35 protein-coding genes are annotated in these 25143 nt (G+C 54.2%); all 35 read left to right on the top strand.

What is annotated here, in order from left to right:
* Positions 1 to 216 precede the first annotated feature (216 nt).
* The 35 genes from rpoC to E5K02_RS12020 all read left to right on the top strand — a co-directional run bounded on the left by rpoC (position 217) and on the right by E5K02_RS12020 (position 25044).
* Positions 217 to 4563 carry a DNA-directed RNA polymerase subunit beta' gene (gene rpoC / locus E5K02_RS12190; RefSeq protein WP_135395068.1) on the top strand — a complete coding sequence of 1449 codons (4347 nt, stop codon included), beginning with the start codon at positions 217 to 219 and terminating at the stop codon, positions 4561 to 4563.
* Positions 4564 to 4671: 108 nt separating this feature from the next.
* Complete coding sequence (locus E5K02_RS12185) at positions 4672 to 5004, top strand: DUF3467 domain-containing protein (protein WP_135395067.1); 333 nt, start codon at positions 4672 to 4674, stop codon at positions 5002 to 5004.
* 351 nt (positions 5005 to 5355) lie between these two features.
* Positions 5356 to 5784 (top strand): 30S ribosomal protein S12, encoded by a 429-nt coding sequence (rpsL, locus tag E5K02_RS12180; RefSeq protein WP_100337276.1) that lies wholly within the window; start codon positions 5356 to 5358, stop codon positions 5782 to 5784.
* A gap of 86 nt (positions 5785 to 5870) precedes the next feature.
* On the top strand, positions 5871 to 6338 hold the full coding sequence (rpsG, locus tag E5K02_RS12175; RefSeq protein WP_135395066.1) for a 30S ribosomal protein S7: 468 nt from the start codon (positions 5871 to 5873) through the stop codon (positions 6336 to 6338).
* 112 nt (positions 6339 to 6450) lie between these two features.
* A complete protein-coding gene (gene fusA, locus E5K02_RS12170; RefSeq protein WP_135395065.1) occupies positions 6451 to 8592 on the top strand; it encodes an elongation factor G in 2142 nt (713 codons plus the stop codon).
* A 20-nt stretch (positions 8593 to 8612) separates the two neighbouring features.
* A complete protein-coding gene (rpsJ, locus tag E5K02_RS12165) occupies positions 8613 to 8918 on the top strand; it encodes a 30S ribosomal protein S10 (RefSeq protein ID WP_022822123.1) in 306 nt (101 codons plus the stop codon).
* Positions 8919 to 9065: 147 nt separating this feature from the next.
* Positions 9066 to 10340: an O-antigen ligase family protein gene (locus tag E5K02_RS12160; protein ID WP_135395064.1), complete on the top strand. Its 1275-nt coding sequence runs from the start codon at positions 9066 to 9068 to the stop codon at positions 10338 to 10340.
* Between the two features lie 280 nt (positions 10341 to 10620).
* The gene (gene rplC, locus E5K02_RS12155; protein WP_100337280.1) at positions 10621 to 11241 is read left to right on the top strand and encodes a 50S ribosomal protein L3; all 621 of its coding nucleotides are present in this window, start codon (positions 10621 to 10623) and stop codon (positions 11239 to 11241) included.
* A 6-nt stretch (positions 11242 to 11247) separates the two neighbouring features.
* Positions 11248 to 11886, top strand: coding sequence for a 50S ribosomal protein L4 (gene rplD / locus E5K02_RS12150; protein WP_135395063.1), 639 nt, complete (start codon positions 11248 to 11250; stop codon positions 11884 to 11886).
* Positions 11886 to 12173, top strand: a complete 288-nt coding sequence (gene rplW / locus E5K02_RS12145; protein WP_100337282.1) for a 50S ribosomal protein L23 — start codon at positions 11886 to 11888, stop codon at positions 12171 to 12173. Before rplD ends, rplW begins: the two co-directional genes overlap by 1 nt.
* A 37-nt stretch (positions 12174 to 12210) precedes the next feature.
* Positions 12211 to 13038 (top strand): 50S ribosomal protein L2, encoded by an 828-nt coding sequence (rplB, locus tag E5K02_RS12140; protein ID WP_135395062.1) that lies wholly within the window; start codon positions 12211 to 12213, stop codon positions 13036 to 13038.
* Between the two features lie 3 nt (positions 13039 to 13041).
* Positions 13042 to 13320, top strand: coding sequence for a 30S ribosomal protein S19 (gene rpsS, locus E5K02_RS12135; RefSeq protein WP_044515463.1), 279 nt, complete (start codon positions 13042 to 13044; stop codon positions 13318 to 13320).
* Position 13321: 1 nt separating this feature from the next.
* The gene (gene rplV, locus E5K02_RS12130) at positions 13322 to 13807 is read left to right on the top strand and encodes a 50S ribosomal protein L22 (RefSeq protein ID WP_100337284.1); all 486 of its coding nucleotides are present in this window, start codon (positions 13322 to 13324) and stop codon (positions 13805 to 13807) included.
* A gap of 5 nt (positions 13808 to 13812) precedes the next feature.
* Positions 13813 to 14694, top strand: a complete 882-nt coding sequence (gene rpsC, locus E5K02_RS12125; RefSeq protein ID WP_135395061.1) for a 30S ribosomal protein S3 — start codon at positions 13813 to 13815, stop codon at positions 14692 to 14694.
* A 39-nt stretch (positions 14695 to 14733) separates the two neighbouring features.
* Positions 14734 to 15159, top strand: coding sequence for a 50S ribosomal protein L16 (gene rplP / locus E5K02_RS12120; RefSeq protein WP_100337286.1), 426 nt, complete (start codon positions 14734 to 14736; stop codon positions 15157 to 15159).
* A 1-nt stretch (position 15160) separates the two neighbouring features.
* On the top strand, positions 15161 to 15373 hold the full coding sequence (gene rpmC, locus E5K02_RS12115; protein ID WP_100337287.1) for a 50S ribosomal protein L29: 213 nt from the start codon (positions 15161 to 15163) through the stop codon (positions 15371 to 15373).
* Between the two features lie 2 nt (positions 15374 to 15375).
* A complete protein-coding gene (gene rpsQ, locus E5K02_RS12110) occupies positions 15376 to 15666 on the top strand; it encodes a 30S ribosomal protein S17 (protein ID WP_135395060.1) in 291 nt (96 codons plus the stop codon).
* A gap of 1 nt (position 15667) precedes the next feature.
* Positions 15668 to 16036, top strand: coding sequence for a 50S ribosomal protein L14 (rplN, locus tag E5K02_RS12105; RefSeq protein ID WP_100337289.1), 369 nt, complete (start codon positions 15668 to 15670; stop codon positions 16034 to 16036).
* A 5-nt stretch (positions 16037 to 16041) separates the two neighbouring features.
* Entirely contained in the window at positions 16042 to 16305 is a 264-nt protein-coding gene (gene rplX, locus E5K02_RS12100) for a 50S ribosomal protein L24 (RefSeq protein ID WP_100337290.1), read from the top strand.
* Between the two features lie 15 nt (positions 16306 to 16320).
* A complete protein-coding gene (rplE, locus tag E5K02_RS12095; protein ID WP_100337291.1) occupies positions 16321 to 16881 on the top strand; it encodes a 50S ribosomal protein L5 in 561 nt (186 codons plus the stop codon).
* Positions 16874 to 17143 (top strand): 30S ribosomal protein S14, encoded by a 270-nt coding sequence (rpsN, locus tag E5K02_RS12090; RefSeq protein ID WP_100337292.1) that lies wholly within the window; start codon positions 16874 to 16876, stop codon positions 17141 to 17143. Before rplE ends, rpsN begins: the two co-directional genes overlap by 8 nt.
* A gap of 185 nt (positions 17144 to 17328) precedes the next feature.
* Positions 17329 to 17727 carry a 30S ribosomal protein S8 gene (gene rpsH, locus E5K02_RS12085; RefSeq protein WP_135395059.1) on the top strand — a complete coding sequence of 133 codons (399 nt, stop codon included), beginning with the start codon at positions 17329 to 17331 and terminating at the stop codon, positions 17725 to 17727.
* 18 nt (positions 17728 to 17745) lie between these two features.
* On the top strand, positions 17746 to 18300 hold the full coding sequence (rplF, locus tag E5K02_RS12080) for a 50S ribosomal protein L6 (protein ID WP_100337294.1): 555 nt from the start codon (positions 17746 to 17748) through the stop codon (positions 18298 to 18300).
* 9 nt (positions 18301 to 18309) lie between these two features.
* Complete coding sequence (rplR, locus tag E5K02_RS12075) at positions 18310 to 18660, top strand: 50S ribosomal protein L18 (RefSeq protein WP_100337295.1); 351 nt, start codon at positions 18310 to 18312, stop codon at positions 18658 to 18660.
* A gap of 6 nt (positions 18661 to 18666) precedes the next feature.
* Complete coding sequence (gene rpsE, locus E5K02_RS12070; protein WP_240737263.1) at positions 18667 to 19266, top strand: 30S ribosomal protein S5; 600 nt, start codon at positions 18667 to 18669, stop codon at positions 19264 to 19266.
* A 6-nt stretch (positions 19267 to 19272) separates the two neighbouring features.
* The gene (gene rpmD, locus E5K02_RS12065; RefSeq protein ID WP_100337296.1) at positions 19273 to 19452 is read left to right on the top strand and encodes a 50S ribosomal protein L30; all 180 of its coding nucleotides are present in this window, start codon (positions 19273 to 19275) and stop codon (positions 19450 to 19452) included.
* A 13-nt stretch (positions 19453 to 19465) separates the two neighbouring features.
* Positions 19466 to 19912: a 50S ribosomal protein L15 gene (gene rplO, locus E5K02_RS12060; protein ID WP_135395058.1), complete on the top strand. Its 447-nt coding sequence runs from the start codon at positions 19466 to 19468 to the stop codon at positions 19910 to 19912.
* Positions 19913 to 19925: 13 nt separating this feature from the next.
* Positions 19926 to 21248 carry a preprotein translocase subunit SecY gene (gene secY / locus E5K02_RS12055; protein WP_135395057.1) on the top strand — a complete coding sequence of 441 codons (1323 nt, stop codon included), beginning with the start codon at positions 19926 to 19928 and terminating at the stop codon, positions 21246 to 21248.
* A 7-nt stretch (positions 21249 to 21255) separates the two neighbouring features.
* Positions 21256 to 22026 carry a type I methionyl aminopeptidase gene (gene map, locus E5K02_RS12050; RefSeq protein ID WP_135395056.1) on the top strand — a complete coding sequence of 257 codons (771 nt, stop codon included), beginning with the start codon at positions 21256 to 21258 and terminating at the stop codon, positions 22024 to 22026.
* A 4-nt stretch (positions 22027 to 22030) separates the two neighbouring features.
* A complete protein-coding gene (gene infA, locus E5K02_RS12045) occupies positions 22031 to 22249 on the top strand; it encodes a translation initiation factor IF-1 (protein ID WP_086592757.1) in 219 nt (72 codons plus the stop codon).
* 9 nt (positions 22250 to 22258) lie between these two features.
* Positions 22259 to 22375 carry a 50S ribosomal protein L36 gene (gene rpmJ, locus E5K02_RS12040; RefSeq protein WP_046246595.1) on the top strand — a complete coding sequence of 39 codons (117 nt, stop codon included), beginning with the start codon at positions 22259 to 22261 and terminating at the stop codon, positions 22373 to 22375.
* A 26-nt stretch (positions 22376 to 22401) separates the two neighbouring features.
* Positions 22402 to 22779: a 30S ribosomal protein S13 gene (gene rpsM, locus E5K02_RS12035; RefSeq protein ID WP_135395055.1), complete on the top strand. Its 378-nt coding sequence runs from the start codon at positions 22402 to 22404 to the stop codon at positions 22777 to 22779.
* A gap of 76 nt (positions 22780 to 22855) precedes the next feature.
* A complete protein-coding gene (gene rpsK / locus E5K02_RS12030) occupies positions 22856 to 23248 on the top strand; it encodes a 30S ribosomal protein S11 (protein ID WP_100337301.1) in 393 nt (130 codons plus the stop codon).
* A gap of 130 nt (positions 23249 to 23378) precedes the next feature.
* Positions 23379 to 23984, top strand: coding sequence for a 30S ribosomal protein S4 (rpsD, locus tag E5K02_RS12025; protein WP_100337302.1), 606 nt, complete (start codon positions 23379 to 23381; stop codon positions 23982 to 23984).
* A gap of 70 nt (positions 23985 to 24054) precedes the next feature.
* A complete protein-coding gene (locus E5K02_RS12020; RefSeq protein ID WP_135395054.1) occupies positions 24055 to 25044 on the top strand; it encodes a DNA-directed RNA polymerase subunit alpha in 990 nt (329 codons plus the stop codon).
* Positions 25045 to 25143 lie beyond the last annotated feature (99 nt).

The following is a 25143-nucleotide window of genomic DNA, read 5'->3' as shown; positions in this document are numbered from 1 at the left end:
GACATAAGCAGCCAGCCGAGGTTGACCGCAAAAGCTTGGGTTTGCCAAAACCCGGGCTCTTACCCATCAGACCTGCTGAAACCTGCTGCTTGGCGTACCTATCCGACCGGCAGAGCACTTTTATCAGAGTCGAACTGTTTTGGTTTTTCGGACTCCTCTTAAGAAGAGCCGATCATTCAAGGCAGCCACAAAGCCAACAGCTAACAGCTCTACTACATGGCGTTTGCAAAAAACAAAAAACTGGTACAGGACTTCTCGAAAGTCACCATTTCGCTGGCCTCGCCCGAATCCATCCTGGAGCGGTCGAACGGCGAGGTTGTGAAGCCGGAGACCATTAACTACCGGACGTACAAGCCCGAAATGGGCGGCCTGTTCTGCGAGCGGATTTTCGGTCCCGTAAAGGACTGGGAATGCCACTGCGGCAAGTACAAGCGGATTCGCTACAAAGGCATCATCTGTGACCGTTGCGGCGTGGAGGTGACCGAGAAGAAAGTACGTCGGGAGCGGATGGGCCACATCGAACTGGTGGTGCCCGTAGCGCACATCTGGTACTTCAAGTCGTTGCCAAACAAAATCGGCTACCTGCTGGGCCTGCCCACCAAGAAGCTCGACCAGATTATCTATTACGAGCGGTACGTAGTTGTTCAGCCCGGTGTACTGGCTGAAGAAGGCGTACAGCAGCTCGACTTCCTCACCGAAGACGAATACCTCGACATCATCGACAAGCTCCCCCGGGAGAATCAGATGCTGCCCAACGAGGACCCCAATAAATTCATTGCCCGGATGGGGGCTGATGCCCTGCAGCTGCTGCTGGAGCGCACCAACCTCGACGAGCTTTCCTATAGCCTCCGCGACTCCGCCGCCCACGAAACTTCGCAGCAGCGTAAGGCTGAAGCGTTGAAGCGTCTGCGCGTCGTAGAAGCGTTCCGCGACGCGGCTACCCGCATCGAGAACAAGCCCGAGTGGATGGTAATCCGCATGGTGCCGGTGATTCCGCCGGAACTGCGCCCCCTCGTGCCGCTGGATGGTGGCCGTTTCGCCACTTCCGACCTGAACGACCTGTACCGTCGCGTTATCATCCGGAACAACCGCCTCAAGCGCCTGATCGAAATCAAGGCTCCCGAGGTGATTCTGCGGAACGAGAAGCGCATGCTGCAGGAAGCCGTGGACTCGCTCTTCGACAACTCGCGCAAGGTAAACGCCGTGCGCGCCGAAGGCAACCGCGCCCTGAAGTCGCTGTCCGATATGCTGAAAGGCAAGCAGGGCCGCTTCCGTCAGAACCTGCTCGGTAAGCGCGTCGACTACTCCGGCCGTTCGGTAATCGTGGTAGGTCCTGAGCTGAAGCTGCACGAGTGCGGTCTGCCCAAGAACATGGCCGCCGAGCTGTTCAAGCCCTTCATCATCCGCAAGCTCATTGAGCGTGGTATCGTGAAGACGGTGAAGTCGGCCAAGAAGATTGTGGACCGCAAGGACGCCGTGGTATGGGACATCCTGGAGAACGTGCTGAAAGGCCACCCAGTGCTCCTGAACCGGGCTCCTACGCTGCACCGCTTGGGTATCCAGGCCTTCCAGCCCCGCCTCATCGAGGGTAAAGCTATTCAGCTGCACCCGCTGGTGTGTACGGCCTTCAACGCTGACTTTGACGGTGACCAGATGGCTGTGCACGTTCCCCTGGGACCGGCCGCTATCCTGGAAGCCTCCATGCTCATGCTGGCCTCGCACAACATCCTGAACCCGGCCAACGGCGCGCCCATTGCGGTACCGTCGCAGGACATGGTTCTGGGTCTGTACTACGTAACGAAAGGCAAGCGCAGCACCGACGACGAGAAGATTCAGGGCGAAGGCCGCATGTTCTACTCGGACGAGGAAGTGGTTATTGCCCTCAACGAAGGTCAACTCTCGAAGCACGCCTATATCAAGGTGCGCACGCAGGTTCGCGACGAGGACGATAACCTCGTCACGAAGATCATCGAGACCGTAGCCGGCCGCGTGCTGTTCAACCAGCTCGTGCCCACCGAAGTAGGCTTCGTAGATGAGCTGCTGACCAAGAAAAAACTGCAGCAGATCATTTCGATGGTGTTCAAGCGGACCGGCATGGCCCGCACCGCACAGTTCCTCGACGACATCAAGACGCTGGGCTTCCAGTCGGCTTACAAAGGTGGTCTGTCGATGGGTCTGGGCGACATCCAGATTCCGAAAGAGAAGGATGCCCTGGTTCTGCAAGCGCAGAACGACGTGAAGGCCGTTACGCAGAACTACCAGATGGGTCTGATTACCGACAACGAGCGTTACAACCAGGTTATCGACATCTGGACCCGCATCAACAACCAAATCACTGAAACCCTCATGGGTCGCCTCGAAAAGGAGAACCAGGGCTTCAACTCGATTTACATGATGATGCACTCCGGCGCCCGTGGTTCACGTGAGCAGATTCGTCAGCTCGGCGGTATGCGGGGTCTGATGGCCAAGCCCCAGAAGTCGCTGCAGGGTTCGGTAGGCGAGATTATCGAAAACCCGATTCTGTCGAACTTCAAAGAAGGCCTGGACGTAATCGAGTACTTCATTTCGACCCACGGTGCCCGTAAGGGTCTGGCCGATACGGCTCTGAAGACGGCTGACGCCGGCTACCTGACTCGCCGTCTGGTAGACGTGTCGCAGGACGTAATCGTAAACGAAACCGACTGCGGTACGCTGCGCGGTATCGAAACCTTCGCCCTGAAGGACAACGAGGACGTCGTGGAGCCCCTGGCTGAGCGTATCCTGGGCCGCGTGGCCGTTCACGACATCGTGGACCCCATCACGGACGAGGTCATCCTGCCCGCCGGTAGCGAAATCACCGAGGAAATCACCCGCCGCATCGATGCTACGGCTATCGAGTCGGTGGAAATCCGCTCGGTACTGACCTGCGAATCGAAGCGTGGTATCTGCGCCAAGTGCTACGGCCGTAACCTGTCGTCGGGCCGCATGGTCCAGAAAGGGGAAGCTGTCGGTGTAATTGCCGCCCAGTCGATTGGTGAGCCCGGTACCCAGCTCACGCTGCGTACCTTCCACGTAGGTGGTACGGCTTCTAACATTGCCGTTGAAGCCAGCCTGCGCGCCAAATTCGCCGGTGTGATTGAGTTCGAAGACATCCGTACTGTTGACTCCGTAAACGCCGAAGGCGAGCCGGTGAAAGTAGTAATGGGTCGTTCGGGCGAAATCCGCATTGTAGAAAAAGGCACCGGTAAGGTCTACATCTCGAACCACGTGCCCTACGGCTCGTTCCTGCTGGTCAACGAAGGCCAGGAGGTAGAGAAAGGCCAGGAGCTCAACAACTGGGACCCTTACAACGCCGTTATCTTGGCCGAGTTTGATGGTACCGTTCAGTACGACGCTATTACGGAAGGTGTGACCTACCGTGAGGAGTCGGATGAGCAGACCGGTCACCGCGAGAAGGTAATCATCGAAAGCCGCGACAAGGCCCAGAACCCCTCCATCATCGTGAAGGCTGGGAAGAAGGACGCCGAGGAAGGGCAGCGTGGGTACAGCATCCCGGTAGGTTCGCACATCAACGTGGAGAACGGCGAGAAAATCAAGGCTGGTCACATTCTGGCTAAGATTCCCCGCGCCGTGGGCAAAACCCGTGACATCACCGGTGGTCTGCCCCGCGTTACCGAGCTTTTCGAAGCGCGTAACCCCTCGAACCCGGCTGTTGTGTCGGAAATCGACGGTGTAGTAACCTACGGTACGGTGAAGCGTGGTAACCGCGAAATCTTCGTCGAGTCGAAAGACGGGGTCAAGAAGAAGTACATGGTGCCGCTGTCCAAGCACATCCTGGTGCAGGACAACGACTTCATCCGTGCCGGCATGCCGCTGTCGGATGGCGCCATTACGCCTTCCGATATCCTGAGCATTCAGGGCCCCGGCGCCGTGCAGGAATACCTCGTGAACGAGATTCAGGAAGTATACCGCCTGCAGGGTGTGAAGATCAACGATAAGCACATCGAGGTGGTCGTTCGCCAGATGATGCAGAAAGTTGTGATTCTGGATGCCGGCGACACGACCTTCCTGGAGCACCAGGTTATCGACAAAATCGTCTTCATGGAAGAAAACGATACCATCATCGACATGAAGGTGGTAACGAATGCCGGCGATTCGACGAACCTGAAGCCTGGCCAGATTGTGAGTGCCCGTCGCCTGCGCGACGAGAACTCCTCGCTGCGTCGTCGGGACCTGCAGCTGGTGGAAGTGCGCGAAGCACAGCCGGCCGTATCTCGTCCTACGCTGCAGGGTATCACCCAGGCGTCGCTGGGTACTCAGTCGTTCATCTCGGCCGCATCCTTCCAGGAGACGACCAAGGTGCTGTCGGAAGCTGCCATCCGTGGCAAGGCCGACGAACTGCTGGGCCTGAAGGAGAACGTAATCGTAGGTCACCTCATCCCGGCCGGTACCGGCTTGCGCGAGTACACGCGTCAGGTCGTGGGGTCGAAAGATGAGCCCGAGGTTACGGCTCCCGCCAAGTCGGAGGCTCCCGAGCCGAAGACCCGCGCCTCGCGTGCCAAGCGTGAAGTATCGGCTGACTAAGCTGAGGAATGATTAGGAGAAGCCGACCGGAGAAATCTGGTCGGCTTTTTCTTTTTAGTAGCTTTCGAAGTATAAGGGCTATTACCCTACTCAGAACAATCCCAGCTCATGAACGAACCCCAAGAAATTCCCGGCCCTCAGGACCCCAATGCTATTAACATTGAACTCTCCGAAGCCATAGCCGAGGGCGAGTACGCCAACTTGGCCATGATAGCGCACAGCAGCAGTGAATTCGTCATCGACTTCATTCGTCTGATGCCGGGCGTGCCCAAAGCCAAGGTCAAAGCCCGCATCATCGTCACGCCTGAGCATGCCAAGCGGCTGCTATCGGCCCTGGCCGATAATGTAGAGCGCTTCGAGCAGACGTTCGGCCCAATTAAAGCGCAAAACGACATGCCCAGCTACCCCATGGGCTTCGGCGGCACGATGGGGGAGGCCTAGAAACTCAGAATAATACAGTGTATGAAGCGGCTTTTATCGGGAAGATAGAAGCCGCTTCTTCGTTGAATGCAAAATTAGGGCGCGAAGAGCAAGCTGAGTCAAGTGACATGACGGGAAGGACGTCAAGCAAAAGGCTCCGCAGCAACGAACGTATTTACCCTGAAAAAGCCTTATGGACGAGTCTATAAGGCTTTTTTGCGTTTGGCAGAAGTCTGGAACTGACCGGAAGATGCGCTTCAGCTGTTTCCTAAAACAAACTATTTCAACCTGTTTGCTATTTCCGAGCAACTTTTATACCTTTGCAAGCCTAATTTTTTGGGAGAGAACCCTCCTTGACAAACCATTCCGTAGATGCCTACCATTAACCAATTAGTACGAAAAGGCCGCGAGAAGCTGACGACGAAGTCGAAGTCGCCGGCTCTTGACTCGTGCCCGCAGCGCCGTGGCGTTTGCACCCGGGTGTACACCACCACGCCGAAGAAGCCGAACTCGGCTATGCGTAAGGTTGCCCGCGTGCGCCTCACCAACGGCAAAGAAGTTAACGCCTACATCCCTGGTGAAGGCCACAACCTGCAGGAGCACAGCATCGTGCTGATCCGTGGTGGCCGGGTGAAAGACCTTCCCGGTGTACGTTACCACATCATCCGTGGCGCCCTTGATACTGCCGGTGTAAACGGCCGTACCCAGCGTCGTTCGAAGTATGGCGCCAAGCGTCCCAAGCCAGGTCAGCCTGCTGCTACGGGCAAAGGCGGCAAACCAGCACCCGGCAAGAAAAAGTAATTGAATAGGAGTGGAGTAGCGCGCTGTGTTGGATAGCACATGGTTCTTATCCCACTTCCCGCTACACCCCGCTCATATCTAAACTCATGAGAAAGTCAAAACCAAAGAAGCGCATCCTGCTTCCCGATCCTAAGTACAAGGAGACCCTGGTAACTCGTTTCGTCAACTACATGATGTACGACGGAAAGAAGAACCTGGCCTACGGTATTTTCTACGATGCCTGCGAACTAGTTGAGCAGCGCACCAAGGAGAATGGCCTCGAAATGTGGCGCAAGGCGCTGAACAACGTGATGCCGACCGTAGAAGTGAAGAGCCGCCGCGTAGGTGGTGCTACCTTCCAGGTGCCGATCGAAGTTCGTCCCGACCGTCGTATTGCCGTAGGTTCGAAGTGGTTGATTCAGTACGCTCGTCGTCGTGGGGAGAAAACCATGAAGGACAAGTTGGCCGGCGAAATCATTGCCGCTGCTAAAGGTGAAGGTGCTTCCGTGAAGAAGAAGGACGACACCCACCGCATGGCCGAAGCCAACAAGGCCTTCTCGCACTTCCGCTTCTAACAATAGAGATTAGGCACCTGGGGTCTTAGGGACTTGGATTTTTTTAACGGATTGTTCTGTTGAGTAGCCCAAGACCCTAAGGCCCTAAGTATCTAAGACCCCCATAAAAGCAATGGCTGTTAATAAAGACCTGCAATACCTCCGGAACATCGGGATTATGGCGCACATCGACGCCGGTAAGACCACGACTTCGGAGCGCATTCTCTACTACACCGGTAAGACCCACAAAATCGGGGAAGTGCACGAAGGTGCCGCCACGATGGACTGGATGGAGCAGGAGCAGGAGCGTGGTATCACCATCACGTCGGCTGCTACTACTACGTTCTGGAACTATCCTACCGTACAGGGCGACCCTACCCCGGAGACCAAGCAATATAAAATCAACCTGATCGACACCCCCGGTCACGTGGACTTCACCGTCGAGGTAGAACGTTCGCTGCGCGTGCTGGACGGTGCCGTGGCCCTGTTCTGCGCCGTATCGGGTGTAGAGCCCCAGTCGGAGACCGTATGGCGTCAGGCTGACAAGTACAAGGTGCCCCGCATCTGCTTCGTCAACAAGATGGACCGGGCCGGTGCTGACTTCTTCAAGGCTGTAACCGAAATCAAGGACAAGCTCGGCGCTAACCCCGTGCCGCTGCAAATCCCGATCGGTGCCGAAGATACCTTCAAGGGTGTAGTTGACCTGCTGACTGGCAAAGCCATCGTGTGGGACGACGCTACCCAGGGCAAGACCTACAGCGAAGTTCCCGTTCCCGAAGACCTCGTGGACACGGTAGCCGAGTGGCGCGAGAAGCTCGTGGAAAGCGTTGCTGAGTACGACGATACGTTGATGGAGAAATTCTTCGACGATCCGGACAGCATCACCCGCGAGGAAATGATGACGGTAATCCGCAAAGCGGTTATCGACATGAAGTTCTCGCCCGTAATGTGCGGCTCGGCCTTCAAAAACAAAGGTGTTCAGGCTATGCTGGACGCGGTAATGGCTTACCTGCCCTCGCCGCTCGACATGCCCGCCATCATCGGTACTGACCCCGACACGGGCGCCGAAGTGGAGCGTCACCCCGACAACGACGAGCCCTTCACCGCTCTGGCATTCAAAATTGCTACCGACCCGTTCGTAGGCCGTCTGTGCTTCTTCCGCTGCTACAGCGGTCAGCTCGACGCTGGCTCGTACGTGTTCAACAACCGCACCGGCAAGAAGGAGCGTATCTCGCGCCTGATGCAGATGCACTCCAACAAGCAGAATCCCATCGACAAGATTCAAGCCGGTGATATTGCTGCTGGTGTTGGCTTCAAAGACATCAAAACCGGTGACACGCTGACCGACGAGAAGTCGCGCGTAGTACTGGAGTCGATGTCGTTCCCCGAGCCCGTTATCGGCTACGCCATTGAGCCCAAAACTCAGGCTGACGTGGATAAGATGGGTATGGCTATTGCCAAACTCGTGGAAGAAGACCCCACGCTGGTTGTTCAGACCGACCCCGAAACCGGCCAGACCGTGTTGAAAGGGATGGGTGAGCTTCACCTCGAAATCATCATCGACCGTATGCGTCGGGAGTTCAAGGTGGAAATCAACCAGGGTGCTCCGCAGGTAGCGTACAAAGAGGTGCTGACCAAAACGGTTGAACACCGCGAGACTTACAAGAAGCAGACGGGTGGTCGTGGTAAATTCGGCGACATCGTATTCGAACTTGGTCCGAAACTGACCGAGCCCGAAAAGCCAGGTCTGGAGTTCGTAAACGATATCACCGGTGGTGTTATCCCCCGCGAATTCATTGCTCCCGTTCAGAAAGGTTTCGAAGAAGCCATGAAGAACGGTCCGCTGGCTGGCTTCCCCATCGAAGGCATGCGTGTGCGTCTGTTCTTTGGTTCCTACCACGACGTTGACTCGGACGCCCTGTCGTTCGAACTCGCGGCCCGTGGTGGTTTCCGCGAAGCCGGCCGTCAGGCTGGTCCAAAACTGCTCGAGCCTATCATGGCCGTTGAAGTAGTTTCGCCGGATGAGTACACCGGTTCCGTAACGGGTGACTTGAACCGTCGTCGTGGTATCATGAAAGGCATGGATACCAAAGGTGGTGCTAACGTTATCAAGGCTGACGTTCCACTGTCGGAGCTGTTCGGCTACGTAACGGCACTGCGTACGATTTCGTCGGGTCGCGCTTCGGCGTCGCTCACGTTCTCGCACTACGACCAGGTTCCCCAGAACCTCGCCGAAGGCATCATCGCCAAGCAAAAGGGTAACGCCATTCGCTAATCCGCTTCCACATTACAGACATGAACCAGAAAATTCGCATTAAACTCAAATCCTACGACCACAACTTGGTGGACAAATCGTCGGAGAAGATTGTGAAGGCGGTGAAGGCTACGGGCGCTATCGTAAGCGGTCCAATTCCATTGCCGACCGACAAGGAAAAATTCACCGTTCTTCGTTCGCCCCACGTGAACAAGAAGTCGCGTGAGCAGTTCCAGCTCTGCACCTACAAGCGCCTCGTGGACATCTACTCGACTTCGTCGAAGACGGTAGACGCCCTGATGAAGCTTGAACTGCCCAGCGGCGTTGACGTTGAAATCAAAGTCTGAGGACCGGTTTCAATAAATAAGTAAGATAAACACCCCATCTGTTTTCGAGCAGGTGGGGTGTTTTCTTATATATACTTGCCAACTTGCACCGTTGAGTTAATCTCTATTCGTAAACAAGCCGACATTTTCTGCTCCTATTCTTTCCCTATGAAGTCAGTTCTGACAATTCCACGTCTTACCATTGCCGCGGCAGTTTTCTGCTCATTCATTATCGTGGGGTTGTTCATTGCTGAGTATTTCCGCATACTCCCCAGTATTGGTATTGCCGGCATCACCCTGACGGCTATAGCCTACGCAGTGCTGCATCAACAGCCAGTAGGAGGAAGAAATGATTGGCGACCATACGCCGCTGTGGCAGCCGTCTTTTTTATCCATGCGGCAGCCGGCCTGAATACGGAGGCCACCAATATGAAGGAGTACAGCCGAGACGTAGTATTGCAGTCCCCGTTTCTATTACTGCCGCTGGCGTTCTGGTTGCTGCCGGGGCTGCCCGCGCACTACTTAAAAATGCTTTGGTTGCTGTTTATTGGCTGCACCGTAACCGCGGCGCTGGCTGCCACTGGCAACTACTTGCTGCATCAGGCCGAAATCAATGAAATGTATCTTCATTCGAAGATTATGCCGACGGAGCCTGACCATATACGGTTCAGTCTGATGGTCACCCTCGCTGCGGCTGCAACAGTTGTGCTGCTTCGTTTTGACAACCAGTTAACGCAGCTTAGCCGTTGGCTGCTATTAGGGGCTATAGTTTGGCTTGCGCTGTTTCAGCATCTGCTGGCTGTCCGAAGTGGCTTGGTTACGTTTTATGCAGTAGGAGTAGTAGTAATAGCTTGGTTACTTTTCAAGGCAAAAGCTTACCGCCATGCTGCTTTGGTAGCAGTAGCGTTGGTGTTACTACCTGTTATTAGCTACGGCAGCTTTCCAACTTTTCGAAACAAGTTTGTCAATACTCAGGAAGACCTAAGCAAGGTCGACAACACGGATGCGGCGAATAACTATTCGCTGGTAGCTCGGGTCTACTCTTATAAGGTGGCGGCAAAAATCATCAAGGCAAATCCTTGGTTTGGAGTTAGCAAGGCAGATATGGCTGATGAAATGGCCGTGCACTACAGTCAGGATTACCCAGTCATCCGGCCTGAATCCTATATTCAGCCGCACAACCAATTCATCTACTTAGCTGTGGCTTTCGGCTTGGTGGGAGTTGTGGTATTTACTCTTTGCTTCTACTATCCTCTGCTGTGGACGTGGCCGCGCTTCGCTCCATTGGTTGTAATTCAGTACGGTATTGTTTCTCTCTCCTTTCTGGTTGAGTACACCCTTGAAACCCAGATTGGGCTTACCTACTCGCTCTTCTTTATTCTATTAGGACTAAACGGTCTGATGTCTGCCCGTGAACGAATGAATAACTGGCGACCTGCATAGTGAAGGCAGGCGGTATTGTACTTTTGGGGAGCCCAACTGTGGCCCGCTAACACCGGGCTTGAGTTGGGCCTCTTTGTGCAGTGCTTACAACCAGGATACCCATTGCTGGGAAGCCGCTGAAACTGAGATAATAGCCGCTCGCGGAAGCCAACTACATGATTCTGAAAATATTTCGGAGCGGGGTTGGATTATGCCCTAACTATTTGCTAGCTTTGCACTCCCATTCCGAAAACGCTATTTGGGCGTTTTCTTATTGCGTCTTTTCATAAAATCTAACAGAATGCCTGGCATCATCGGTAAAAAAATCGGTATGACAAGCCTCTTCACTCCGGACGGGAAAAACATTCCCTGCACGCTCATCGAAGCGGGTCCGTGCGTAGTGACGCAGGTTAAAACGCTGGCCAACGACGGGTACACCGCCGTTCAGGTTGGCTACGGCGAGAAAAAAGCGAAGAACACGACCAAGGCTCTGGCCGGTCACTTCGCCAAAGCCGGTACCACCCCCAAGAAAAAGCTGGTTGAATTCCGCCTCGACGCGGAATCGACGTACGCAGCAGGCGCCACCATCGACGCGAGCCTCTTCGAAGAAGGCGAGTTCGTGGACGTAGTAGGCACCTCAAAAGGTAAAGGTTTCCAGGGCGTAGTAAAACGCTACAACTTTGCCGGTGTAGGCGGGCAGACCCACGGTCAGCACAACCGTCTGCGTCACCCTGGTTCTATCGGTGCTTGCTCCTGGCCTTCGCGCGTATTCAAAGGAATGCGCATGGGTGGCCGTATGGGCAACGACCGGGTAAAAGTGCAGAACCTGAAAGTAATGCGCGTAGTAGCCGACAAGAATCTGATTCTGGTAAGCGGCTCTATTCCCGGTGCCAAGAACTCTTACGTGGTCCTGGAAAAATAACGCGAGATGGAACTGTCAGTATATAACATCAAAGGTGAGGACACCGGCCGCAAGGTAACCCTGTCCGACGCCATCTTCGGCCTCACGCCGAACGAGCACGTGATGTACCTCGACGTGAAGCAGTACTTGGCCAACCAGCGCCAGGGTACGCACAAGTCGAAGCAGCGCAATGAGGTGCACGGCACCACGAAGAAGCTCAAGAAACAAAAAGGTACGGGCGGTGCCCGCGCCGGCAGCATGAAGTCGCCCGTTTTCGTTGGCGGTGGCCGTGTATTCGGTCCCGAGCCCCGCGACTACGGCTTCAAGCTGAACAAAAAGACCAAGCGTCTGGCCCGTCTGTCCGCTCTGTCGGTACTGGCCCAGGATGGCAAGGTTGCTCTGGTGGAGAACATCTCCCTGGACGCTCCCAAAACGAAAGATTTCCTCTCGATCTTGAACGGTCTGAAGCTCAACAACGGCAAGAAAACCTTGTTCGTTGCCGCTGAAGCCGACAAGAACGTGCTGCTCTCGGCCCGTAACATCCAGCGCGTGAAGGTTGCTACCCCCGTAGCCCTGAACACCCACGACCTGCTGAACACGGACACCCTGCTGCTGTCGGAAGACGGGTTGAAATCCTTGGAACAACTCTATACTACCGCTGAGTAATGAGCACGCTGAAGAAACCTATCGTGACCGAGAAGGCCACGGCCCTGAACGAGAAAGGTCAGTACGCTTTCGAAGTAGAGCGCACCGCCAACAAGGTTCAGATCAAAAAGGAAATCGAGGCTCTGTACGGGGTAACGGTAACGGGCATTAGCACGATCCGCACCAACGGCAAGCTGAAGTCGAAATTCACCAAGGGCGGCTCCGTTTCGGGTCGTCGCCCCCACGGGAAAAAGGCTATTGTAACCGTGAAAGAAGGCGACGTAATCGACTTCTATAACGGTATCTAAGGTCGGGCAACCGACGAAACGCGCATTTTAAGATAAAATGGCACTCAAAAAACTAAGACCAACATCACCGGGTCAGCGCTTCCGCATCGCACCGGGCTTCGACGAGATTACGACGTCGACGCCGGAGAAGTCGCTGTTGGCACCCCTGAAAAAATCCGGTGGCCGGAATGAATCCGGAAAAATGACCAACCGCTACATCGGTGGTGGTCACAAGCAGAAGTATCGGGTAATCGATTTCAAGCGTGACAAGGCTGGTGTTCCAGCTACTGTCAAGACGATTGAATACGATCCGAACCGCACTGCCCGCATCGCTCTGTTGAGCTACGCCGACGGCGAAAAGCGCTACATCATCGCGCCCGCTGGTCTGGAAGTAGGCACCACAGTAGTATCGGGCCCTGGCGTGGCTCCCGAAGTTGGCAACGCTCTGTCCCTGCGCGAAATTCCGCTGGGTACGATCGTGCATAACATCGAGTTGATGCCCGGTGGCGGTGCTTCTATCGCTCGTTCGGCTGGCACGTATGCTCAGCTCGTAGCTCGCGAAGAGAAATACGCAACTCTGAAATTGCCTTCCGGCGAGATGCGCATGGTACTGGTTACCTGCATGGCTACGGTTGGTACGGTTTCGAACGGTGACCACATGAACGTACGTCTCGGCAAAGCCGGTCGTAACCGTTGGTTGGGTCGTCGCCCACGCGTTCGTGGTGTAGCCATGAACCCCGTGGATCACCCCATGGGTGGTGGTGAAGGTCGTTCGTCGGGTGGTCACCCCCGCAGCCGCAACGGTATCTTCGCTAAGGGTCAGAAGACCCGCAACAAGAACAAGTACTCCGAGCAGCTCATCGTTAACCGTAAAGGCAAGAAGTAACCAATGGCACGTTCGCTAAAAAAAGGGCCGTACATTGACTTCCGGCTCGAGAAGAAAGTCACGGCAATGGAAGATTCCGGCAAAAAGTCGGTGGTGAAGACCTGGTCGCGCCGCTCGATGATTTCGCCTGACTTCGTAGGCCACACCTTCGCCGTTCACAACGGCAATAAGTTCATCCCGGTGTATGTAACGGAGAACATGGTAGGTCACAAACTCGGTGAGTTTGCCCCGACCCGTAACTTCCGTGGCCACATCGCCAAGAAAGATAAAGGCAAGCGCTAATATGGAAGCTACCGCTAAACTCCGTAACGTGCCTACCTCGCCTCGTAAGATGCGCATGGTAGCCAACCTGGTACGTGGTCAGAAAGTGACCCGCGCTCTGGGCTTGCTGAAGTTCGAAGCTAACTCGGGCGCTGAGAAAATCGAGAAACTGCTCCTGTCGGCCTTGGCTAACTGGCAGCAGAAGAACGAGGACGAGCGTATCGAAGATGCTAACCTCTACATCAAAGAGATTTTCGTTGATGAAGGTCGTCAGCTGAAGCGTCTGCGTCCCGCCCCTCAGGGCCGTGGTCACCGCATCCGCAAGCGTAGCAACCACGTGACGCTGACCATCGACACCAAAGTAGAAGCACTGGGTAGCAAGGCTGCTGTAAAGCAGGCTGCTGAAACCAAACCTGCTACTGACGCTGTTGCTGAGGCTCCGAAGAAAACTACTCGTCGTAGCTCGGCTAAGAAATCCAACGAAACCTCGGCTGAAGCCACCGCATAAGCACTATGGGACAGAAAGTAAATCCGGTTGGCTTCCGTCTGGGCGTCATCAAAGGGTGGGACTCGAACTGGTATGGCGGCAAGGACTTTGCCGACAAGCTGGTTGAGGACGAAAAAATCCGCAAATACGTACTCGCTCGTATTCCGAAGGGTGGCATCAGCCGCATCGTAATCGAGCGTACCCTGAAGCGCATCACTATCACCATCAACACGGCTCGTCCGGGTGTGGTAATCGGTAAAGGCGGTCAGGAAGTTGATAAGATCAAGGACGAGCTGAAGCAGATCACCAGCAAAGACGTTCAGATCAACATCTTCGAAATTAAGCGTCCAGAACTCGACGCCAAGCTGGTAGGAGAGAGCATCGCGCAGCAACTGCAGGCTCGTATCTCCTTCCGCCGTGCCATGAAGCAGGCTATCCAAGGCGCTATGCGCGTGGGTGCTGAAGGCATCAAGGTACAGTGCGGTGGCCGTCTGGGCGGCGCTGAAATTGCTCGTTCCGAGCAGTACAAAGAAGGCCGTACCCCGCTGCACACCCTGCGCGCCGACATCGACTACGCACTGTCGGAAGCTCAGACCGTGTATGGTAAGATCGGCATCAAGGTGTGGATCATGCGCGGTGAGGTATTCGGCAAGCCCGACTTGTCGCCGAACCAGCAGCCTGCCAACCAAGGCAACGAAACCCGTGGCGGCGGCAACGACCGTGGCCCCCGTGGTGAGCGTGGCGACCGTGGCGGCGACCGTGGCCCCCGTCGGGACCGGAACGACCGTGGCGGTGAAAACCGTGGCGGTGGTGATAACCGTGGCGGCCAGGGCGGCGGCCAGCGTCGTGGCGGTGGAGCACCCGGTGGTGCCAACCGTGGCGGCGGTCAGGGTGGCCCCCGTCGCTAGTCCTTTTCTCTTTTCAAGAATTTCAATTTTCGATAACTCATGTTACAACCGAAAAGGACCAAGTATCGCAAGATGCAAAAGGGTCGCGTAACAGGCCTAGCCTACCGCGGCAGCTCCATAGACTTCGGTTCCTTCGCTATCAAGTCGTTGGAAGTGGCTTGGATCACGGCTCGCCAGATTGAGGCAGCTCGTATCGCCATGACCCGCGCCATGAAACGGGAAGGTCAAGTATGGATCCGTATTTTCCCCGATAAGCCGATTACCAAGAAGCCCGCTGAGGTTCGGATGGGTAAGGGTAAGGGTAGCCCCGAATATTGGGTAGCCTGCGTGAAGCCCGGCACCATCATGTTCGAATCGGACGGCGTGCCGCTGGAAGTGGCTCAGGAATCCCTGCGTTTAGCTGCGCAGAAGCTGCCAGTGAAAACTAAGTTTGTTGTTCGTCGCGACTACGAAGAGAACAAGTAAGATGAAGAACGCAGAAATCCAAGCCCTTTCGCTAGAAGCGCTGAAGGAGCAAATCAAGACTGAACAAACCAGCGGCCAGGCCCTGCGCTTCGCACACGCCATTTCGCCCCTGGAAAACCCAGTTCGCCTGAAGCACAGCCGCCGTACCGTAGCTCGTCTGAAGACTGAGTTGACCCGTCGCGAAAACGAGCAGGCAAACCAAACTGCTAAATAACGATGGCAAGCAACGAAGAACAGCAGGTAGTAACCGCCGAAGAGCGGAACCTGCGGAAAGAAATCATCGGGCGCGTTTCCTCGACCAAAATGGACAAGTCCATCACGGTTGTGGTAGAAAGCAAAATGAAGCACCCGATCTACGGTAAGTTCGTTACCAAGTCGACCAAGTTCATGGCCCACGACGAGAACAACGAATGCGGCGAAGGGGATACGGTTCGCATCATGTCGACCCGCCCCCTGAGCAAGAATAAGCGCTGGAGATTGGTAGAAATTCTAGAACGCGCCAAGTAAGATGATACAGCAAGAATCCCGTCTGACCGTCGCTGATAACAGCGGCGCCAAAGAAGTTCTCTGCATCCGTGTCCTCGGTGGCACGGGCAAGAAATACGCCAGCGTAGGCGACAAGATCGTAGTTTCAATCAAGTCGGCTCTGCCCTCCGGCAACGCTAAGAAAGGCACTGTGTCGAAAGCAGTAGTTGTTCGCACTAAGAAGGAAGTACGCCGCAAAGACGGTTCCTACATCCGCTTCGACGACAACGCCGCCGTTCTGCTCAACAACAACGACGAGCCCCGCGGTACCCGTATCTTCGGCCCCGTAGCCCGTGAGTTGCGTGAGCGTCAGTTCATGAAAATTGTTTCACTAGCTCCTGAAGTTCTCTAAGCAAGATGGCAACGAAGACGAAAGCTCAGCCCGTGAAACTGCACGTTAAAACCGGTGATACCGTTCTGGTAATTGCTGGTGATGAGCGTGGCAAGACCGGCGTTATCAAGTCGGTAAACCGTTCGACGCAGCGCGTTATCGTGGAAGGCCTCAACCTGGTGACCAAGCACAACAAACCCAGTGCTAAAAACCCGCAAGGGGGTATCACCAAGATCGAAGCTCCGATCCACGTATCCAACGTGAAGGCAGTTGAATCGAAAAACGCCTAACCCGGTACGACGACAATGGCCCGACTGAAAGATATATATCAAAAAGAAGTAGTACCCGCGCTCCAGGAGAAATTCCAGTTCAAGAGCATCATGCAGGTACCACGCATCACCAAGATCTGCATCAACCGCGGTATTGGTTCGGCAGTAGCCGACAAGAAGCTGGTTGACAATGGCGTAGACGAACTGACGACCATCACCGGTCAGAAAGCCGTTGCTACCATTGCCAAGCGTTCGGTGTCGAACTTCAAACTCCGTGAAGGCATGCCCATCGGCGCCCGCGTAACATTGCGCGGCGAGCAGATGTACGAGTTCATGGACCGTTTGCTGACGGTTGCTCTCCCCCGGGTGCGCGACTTCAAAGGCATCAATGATAAAGGCTTTGACGGCCGGGGTAACTATACCCTCGGTATCAAGGAGCAGATCATTTTCCCCGAAATTTCGATCGACAAGATCAAGTCAATCTCGGGTATGGACATTACCTTCGTAACGACCGCCGAGAACGACGAGCAGAGCTACGAGCTCCTCAAAGCTTTCGGAATGCCGTTCGCTAACGCCAAGAAACAGAACAATGGCTAAGGAATCCGTCAAAGCAAGAGAAAGAAAGCGCATCGCTACGGTAGAACGTTACGCTGAGAAGCGTAAGGCTCTGAAAGCCGCCGGCGACTACGAAGGCCTGGACAAGCTGCCCCGCAACGCCTCGCCCGTGCGCATCCACAACCGGGATAAAATCAACGGTCGTCCTCGTGGTTACATGCGTAAATTCGGCATCAGCCGCGTTACGTTCCGCGAAATGGCGCTGGCTGGTAAGATCCCCGGCGTAACGAAGTCGAGCTGGTAATACAGCTTTGGTCTTATTCACAATAAGACCGTGATATTTGGCAGGTTGCCGAAAGAAACCATTGGCCGAGCCTCAATAAGTCGAGCCAAGTAGTCTTAACCGAAAATTTCGTCGCCACTTTCAAATGGCGGCGAAATTTTCATATCTTTGCGGCTCCCTAAAAATGGGCTGCTCTCATCTACACAATGAATACAGATCCAATTGCCGACTACCTGACCCGGGTACGCAATGCCATCAAGGCAAACCACCGGGTAGTAGAAATCCCGGCCAGCAACATCAAGAAGGAAATCACGAAAGTGCTTTACCACAAGGGCTACATCCAGAGCTACCGCTTTGATGACTCTTCGGTACAGGGCACCATCAAGATTGCCTTGAAGTACAACCCTACTACGAAGCAGCCTGCTATCACCAAACTGGAGCGCATCAGCACCCCCGGTCTGCGTCAGTACGCTCACGTGGAAAACATGCCGCGCGTACTCAGCGGCTTGGGTATTGCTATCCTGTCGACCTCGAAAGGGGTGATGACGGAGAAAGAGGCGAAAGCCCAGAACGTGGGTGGTGAAGTATTGTGCCACGTTTACTAATCGAGGAGAAACGAGACTATGTCACGCATTGGTAAACTGCCCATCAGCCTGCCCTCGGGCGTTCAGGTTGAAGTGAGCAACGAAAACACCGTCACGGTGAAGGGCCCGAAAGGCACCCTGACTACCCCGGTTGACCGCGACATTACCCTTACCCAAGCCGACGGCCAGCTGGTTGTCGAGCGTCCTACCGAGCAGAAGCGCCACAAGGCCATGCACGGTTTGTACCGCTCGCTGATCAACAACATGGTCAATGGTGTAAGCAACGGTTTTGAGTTGAAGCTGGAACTGGTAGGTGTAGGTTACAAAGCAGCAATGGCCGGTACTACGCTGGAATTGTCGCTGGGTTACTCGCACAACATCTTCCTGGCCTTGCCGAAAGAAGTTACCGCTACGGCCGTAACCGAAAAAGGTAAGAACCCCATCGTTACCTTGAACAGCATTGACAACCAATTGCTGGGTCAGGTAGCAGCTAAGATTCGCTCGCTGCGCAAAGTTGAGCCCTACAAAGGCAAAGGCGTGCGCTTCGTGGGTGAGCAAATTCGTCGTAAGGCTGGTAAAACGGCTTCGAAATAATTTCGCATCATGGCTTTCGATAAAGCAACTAGAAGAAAACGGATCCAGCGCATCATCCGCACTAAGGTGGCTGGCACGTCCGAGCGTCCACGTTTGTCAGTGTTCCGCAGCAATACGGGCATCTATGCTCAGATTATTGACGACACCACTGGCCGTACGTTGGCGGCTGCTTCCTCGAAGCACGTTTCGGTGGAAGAGGGCAACGGAGTCGCCCTGGCTGCCGCAGTAGGCAAAGAACTTGCCTCCCGTGCTCAGGAAAAAGGAATTTCGAAAGTGGTATTTGACCGTTCGGGTTACCTCTACCACGGCCGCGTAAAATCATTGGCAGAAGGAGCCCGCGAAGGCGGCCTCAATTTCTAAATCATCATGGCAGAATTCAACAACAACCCCCGTGGTGGTGGCAATGACCGTGGCGGCAATGACCGTCGGGGTGGTGGCAATGACCGTGGTGGCAACCGTGAGCAGCAAGCTCCCCGCGCCGGCGAATCCGATCTGAAAGAGAAGGTAGTCGCTATCAACCGCGTTGCCAAAGTAGTAAAAGGTGGTCGTCGCTTCAGCTTCTCGGCTATCGTAGTAGTAGGTGACGGCAACGGCACCGTAGGTTACGGCCTCGGCAAAGCCAACGAAGTAACCGACGCTATTGCCAAAGGCATCGACGACGCTAAAAAGAACCTGGTGAAAGTGCCGCTCTACAAGCACACGGTTCCCCACGTAATGGAAGGCAAATATTCCGGTGGTTTCGTACTCGTGCAGCCCGCCGCGGCTGGTACCGGTGTAATTGCTGGTGGTGCTATGCGCGCCGTATTCGAAAGCGCCGGCATTAAGGACGTACTGGCGAAGTCGAAAGGTTCTTCGAACCCTCACAACGTAGTTAAGGCAACCTTCGACGCTCTGCTGAAGATGCGTGACCCGATGCAGATTGCTCAGCAGCGTGGTATCACTCTGGCCCAAGTTTTTAACGGTTAAGCAGCGATGGCGCAGATCCAAATCAAACTCGTGAAAAGCGTTATTGACCGCCCCGAGCGTCAAAAGCGTACCGTTAAGGCCCTGGGCCTCGGTAAAATCGGTAGCACGAAGGCTGTAGAAAATACGCCCCAGGTTGCCGGTATGGTAGCCGCTGTGCAGCACCTCTTGGAAGTAACTGAACTCTAGGATTCCCCTCGATATGAATCTCAGCAATCTATCACCCGCCGTAGGCTCAACGCGCAATAACAAGCGTCTTGGCCGTGGTACGGGTTCCGGCCGCGGCGGCACGTCGACGCGTGGTCACAAAGGTCAAAAGTCTCGTTCGGGTTACTCCAAGAAGTCTGGCTTCGAAGGTGGCCAGATGCCCCTGCAGCGTCGTGTTCCGAAGTTCGGCTTCAAGAACATCAACCGCGTGGAGTATAAGGGCATCAACCTGGATGCTCTCACCAGCCTCAATGAAAAGAACAGCACTTCCACGATGGACGTTGCTTACTTCGTATCGGCTGGCTTGGTATCGAAAAATGCCAAAATTAAAATTCTAGGCCGTGGTGAAGTTACCACTGCTCTGGAAGTACATGCCCACGCATTCTCGAAGTCGGCTATTGAGGCCATCGAGAAAGCTGGTGGTAAAGCTGTGACGCTGTAAAGTCTTATCGGCGATGAAAAAGTTTATCGAAACGATAAAGAACATTTTTGCGATTGAAGATCTGCGTACGCGGATCTTCAATACGCTTTTTTTCATTGCCATCTATCGGCTGGGTTCCTACGTGGTACTCCCCGGCGTCGACGCGTCGCGTTTGAAGCAGGGTGGCGCTGAAGGTTTGTTCGGCATTCTGGATACACTACTCGGTGGTGCATTCAGCCATGCTTCGATCTTCGCCTTGGGTATCATGCCCTATATCTCAGCTTCTATTGTATTGCAACTGCTAACGATTGCAGTGCCCTACTTCCAGAAGCTGCAGAAAGAAGGTGAATCAGGTCGCAAGAAGATTAACCAATACACGCGGATTCTTACGATTCCGATTGTAATGGCGCAGTCAGTCGGCTTTATTGCTACCATCAACGCTGAAGCTATTATTGCTCCAGGTCCTCTTTTCACTATCTCCACAATGCTCATCATTACGGCCGGAACGCTGTTTTGCATGTGGTTGGGAGAGAAGATTACGGATAAGGGTATTGGAAACGGTATCTCCATGATCATCATGATTGGAATTGTATCACGATTCCCTGGAGCTATCATTGGTGAAGCTGCTGCCAAAGGCATGCGTGGCTCATTGATCTTCCTGATTGAACTGGTGGTGCTGTTCCTAGTTGTAATGGCCGTAATCGTGCTAACGCAGGCTGTACGCCGGATTCCGGTGCAGTATGCTAAACAAGTTGGTGGTACTACCCAGTTGAATGCTCAGCGGCAGTTTATTCCTCTCAAAGTGAATGCCGCTGGTGTAATGCCAATCATCTTCGCTCAGTCGCTGATGTTCGTGCCAGCCATTCTGGCCTCAGTCTGGCAAAACGATAGTGATACAGCCAGCTATATTGGTCAGAAGTTCTCTGACTATACTTCTTGGCAGTATAACCTAGTATTCGCCACTCTCATCATTGTCTTCACTTACTTCTACACGGCTATCAGTGTTAATCCCAATCAGATTGCGGATGACCTAAAGCGTAGTGGTGGGTTTGTCCCTGGTGTAAAGCCAGGCCGCGATACGTCGGAACACATTGATGAGGTGTTGACCCACATTACGTTACCTGGAGCAATTGTATTGGCCTTGATTGCCATCTTCCCGGCTCTAGCCCTATTGGCAGGGGTGACGCGTCCATTCTCTGCTTTTTATGGTGGCACTTCACTGATCATCATGGTAGGTGTAGTATTGGATACGCTGAACCAGGTAGAAAGCTACTTACTCATGCGTCATTACGATGGCATGATGAAGACCGGCAAGCTGCGTGGTCGTTCTACCCAGAACGTAGCGTTGGCATCCTAATTCGGTCATGATTATCTACAAGACCGAAGAAGAAATAGAACTCATCCGGGCCAGCGCTAAGGTGCTGGCTCAAGCCCACGGAGAAGTTGCGGGCATGATTAAGGAAGGAGTGACGACGCGCGCCCTCGACCAGCGCGCGGAAGAATTTATCCGAGACCATGGCGGACAGCCTTCTTTCAAAGGGTATAATGGTTTTGAATATAGTCTCTGCATCTCGCCTAACTCAGTCGTGGTGCATGGTTTCCCGAGTGACTATCAGCTGAAGAGCGGAGATGTTGTTTCGGTCGACTGCGGAGTCTTATTGAACGGCTACCATGCCGATAGTGCTTACACTTACCCAATAGGGGAAGTGGCACCAGAAGTGCTCAAGCTTCTGGAAGAAACCAAAAAGTCACTGTATCTGGGCATTGAACAGGCAGTGGCAGGCAACCGAATGGGCGACTTAGGTTACGCCATCCAAAACCATGTTGAGAAACAAGGTTATGGAGTAGTGCGGGAACTTGTTGGCCACGGAATTGGTCAGAAACTCCACGAGCGGCCCGAAGTACCCAACTACGGTAAGCGTGGGGCGGGACTGAAGCTGCAGGAGGGCCTGGTGCTGGCCATCGAGCCGATGGTGAACCTGGGCACGAAGAGCGTAATTCAAGAAAAGGATGGCTGGACCATCCGAACCAAGGATTTCAAGCCTTCGGCGCACTTTGAGCACACGGTCGTAGTACGAAAAGACAAAGCGGAGATTCTCACTTCCTTTGAATACATAGAAAAAGCCTTACAGTAGCCTTATGGCCAAACAATCCTCCATTGAACAGGACGGAGTCATTCTGGAAGCCCTTTCAAACGCCATGTTCCGCGTGGAATTGGAAAACGGTCACCAGCTCGTTGCTCACATTTCGGGCAAAATGCGAATGCACTACATCAAAATCCTGCCGGGCGATAAGGTGAAGCTGGAAATGTCCCCTTACGACTTGTCGAAGGGCCGAATTGTTTACCGTTACAAATAACCCGACGACATGAAAGTCAAAACCTCGGTCAAGAAACGCAGTGTTGACTGTAAGCTGGTTCGCCGCAACGGCAAGCTGTACGTCATCAACAAAAAGAACCCCCGCTTCAAGCAGCGTCAGGGTTAGTAGCACCAGACTTTTTAAGAAAGCAAATGGCTCGTATTGCAGGGGTAGATATCCCGGACAACAAGCGCGGTGAAATCGCGCTGACCTACATTTTCGGCATCGGCCGTCCATCCGCTCAGAAAATCTTGACCCAGGCCGGCATCGACCTGAACAAGAAAGTAAAGGATTGGACGGAAGCAGAAGCTGGCGAAATCCGCAGCATCATTGCTGCCGAAATTAAGACTGAAGGTGTTCTGCGCTCGGAAGTGCAGCTGAACATCAAGCGCCTGATGGACATCGGTTGCTACCGGGGTCTGCGTCACCGCAAAGGTCTGCCAGTTCGGGGTCAGCGTACCAAGAACAACTCGCGCACGCGCAAAGGCAAGCGGAAAACCGTTGCCAACAAGAAAAAAGCTACTAAATAAATTGTAGCGGGAATCGAAGCCGGTTCAGGACTCTGAACCGGCTTCAACACCTTCCGCAGTTTTTTGCGATAACCAAATGGCACAAAAGAGAAAAGACAAAGCCAAAAAGCGCGTTGTCGTTGTTGAGCAGGTCGGCCAAATTCACATCAAGGCTTCCTTCAACAACATCATCATCTCCATCACCAACAATAATGGTCAGGTTATTTCCTGGGCATCGGCTGGTAAGATGGGTTTCAAAGGTTCTAAGAAGAACACGCCCTATGCTGCCCAGATGGCAGCTACGGATTGCGCCAAAGTAGCCCACGATCTGGGCATGCGCAAAGCCGAAGTATTCGTGAAAGGTCCGGGCGCTGGCCGTGAATCGGCTATCCGTACCCTCCAGAACGTGGGCATTGAGGTAACCACCATCCGCGACGTGACCCCGCTGCCCCACAACGGCTGCCGTCCTCCTAAGCGTCGTCGCGTCTGATATACTGAACTCGCGAACTATTCAGTTCGCCCCTGTGTCGGGTTTCCGATCCGGCTTGCCCTGCGGGTGAGCCGCATCCGAGGAGCCCGACACGCGTGGTTCAACCCCTGCAAAACTCAAATACCCCGAAATGGCACGTTATACTGGTCCTAAAACCAAGATTGCCCGTCGCTTCGCAGAGCCAATCTTCGGCCCGAGCAAGGCACTCAACAAAAAGAACTATCCTCCTGGCCAGCACGGCCGTGGCCGCCGCAAGAAGCAGTCGGAATACGCGGTGCAGCTGATGGAGAAGCAGAAAGTAAAGTACATGTACGGTGTACTGGAGAAGCAATTCGAAAACCTGTTCCACAAGGCCGCTACGCTGCCCGGCATCACCGGCGACAACCTGCTGGCGTTGCTCGAGTCGCGGCTGGACAACACGGTGTATCGCTTTGGCATTGCTCCGACCCGTCGCGCTGCTCGCCAGCTGGTGTTGCACAAGCACATCACGGTGAACGGTGAAGTAGTAAACATTGCCTCGTACAAGCTCCGTGCTGGTGACGTAGTAGGTGTTCGCGAAAAGTCGAAGTCTCTGGAGGCCATCACTACCAGCCTGAGCGCCCGCAACTCGCGTGCTTTCTCGTGGCTGGAGTGGGACGGCAAGGAATTGGTGGGCAAGTTCCTGAACGCCCCCTCACGTGACCTGATTCCGGAGAAAATCACGGAGCAGCTCATCGTCGAGCTTTACTCGAAGTAATTCTTGGAACCCGGCTTATGGTCGGGTTCTTACTTCGTTTTTTCCTTGTTGTATTTTTAAAGCCCCACTTATGTCAATCTTAGCTTTTCAAATGCCGGAGAAAGTAGTGATGGAGAAATCCGACGACTTCTACGGAACATTTGAATTTAAACCGCTGGAGAAAGGCTACGGCGTCACGATCGGCAACGCACTGCGCCGTATCCTGCTGTCGTCGCTGGAGGGCTATGCCATCACGTCGGTCCGCACTTCCAGTGTGCTGCACGAGTTCATGACGATTGAAGGCGTGATTGAGGACATGTCCGAAATCATCCTGAACCTCAAGCAGGTTCGCTTCAAGAAGGTGAGCGACGCCATCGAGGACAAAATCACGGTCCGCATCAAGGGCCAGGAGACGTTCACGGCTGGTGATATCAATAAGTTTACTACCGGCTTCGAAGTGCTCAACACAGATATGGTTATCTGCAACGTTGATCCTTCGGTAGAGCTGGAGTTTGAATTCACGATTCAGAAAGGCCGCGGCTACGTGCCCGCCGAGGAGAATCGCCCTGCCGACCAAGTGTTCGGGCAAATTGCCATTGATGCCATCTTCACGCCCATCAAGAACGTGAAGTACAGCATTGAGAACACCCGGGTAGAGCAGAAGACCGACTACGAGAAGCTCCTCATCGAGATTCAGACGGACGGTTCGATTCACCCCGAGGACGCGCTGAAAGGTGCGGCCAATATTCTGATTCAGCACTTCATGCTGTTCTCGGACAACACCATGACCTTCGAGACGGCCAAAGCCGAGGAAGAAGAGACGGTAGACGAAGAGACGCTGCACATGCGTAAGGTACTGAAGACGCCGCTGGCGGATATGGACCTGAGCGTACGGGCTTACAACTGCCTCAAGGCCGCTGACATCAAGACGCTGGGCGAACTGGTGCAGCTGGACATGAGCGACATGATGAAGTTCCGCAACTTCGGTAAGAAGTCGCTGACCGAACTTGAAAACCTCGTGGAGGAAAAAGGTCTGACCTTCGGGATGGACCTGGGCAAGTACCGCCTCGACGAAGACTAGCATCTGAATGTGCTAATGTGGTAAATGTGGGTAATGTGCTAACGTGAGTTAGCCAATCATCCACCGCCACATTAGCACATTTTGCTTGTTAGCCTATGC

Source organism: Hymenobacter metallicola (genome assembly GCF_004745645.1).
Classification (GTDB): domain Bacteria; phylum Bacteroidota; class Bacteroidia; order Cytophagales; family Hymenobacteraceae; genus Hymenobacter; species Hymenobacter metallicola.
Note: the sequence above shows the minus strand (reverse complement) of the source record. Positions and strands in the feature narration are given on the sequence as shown.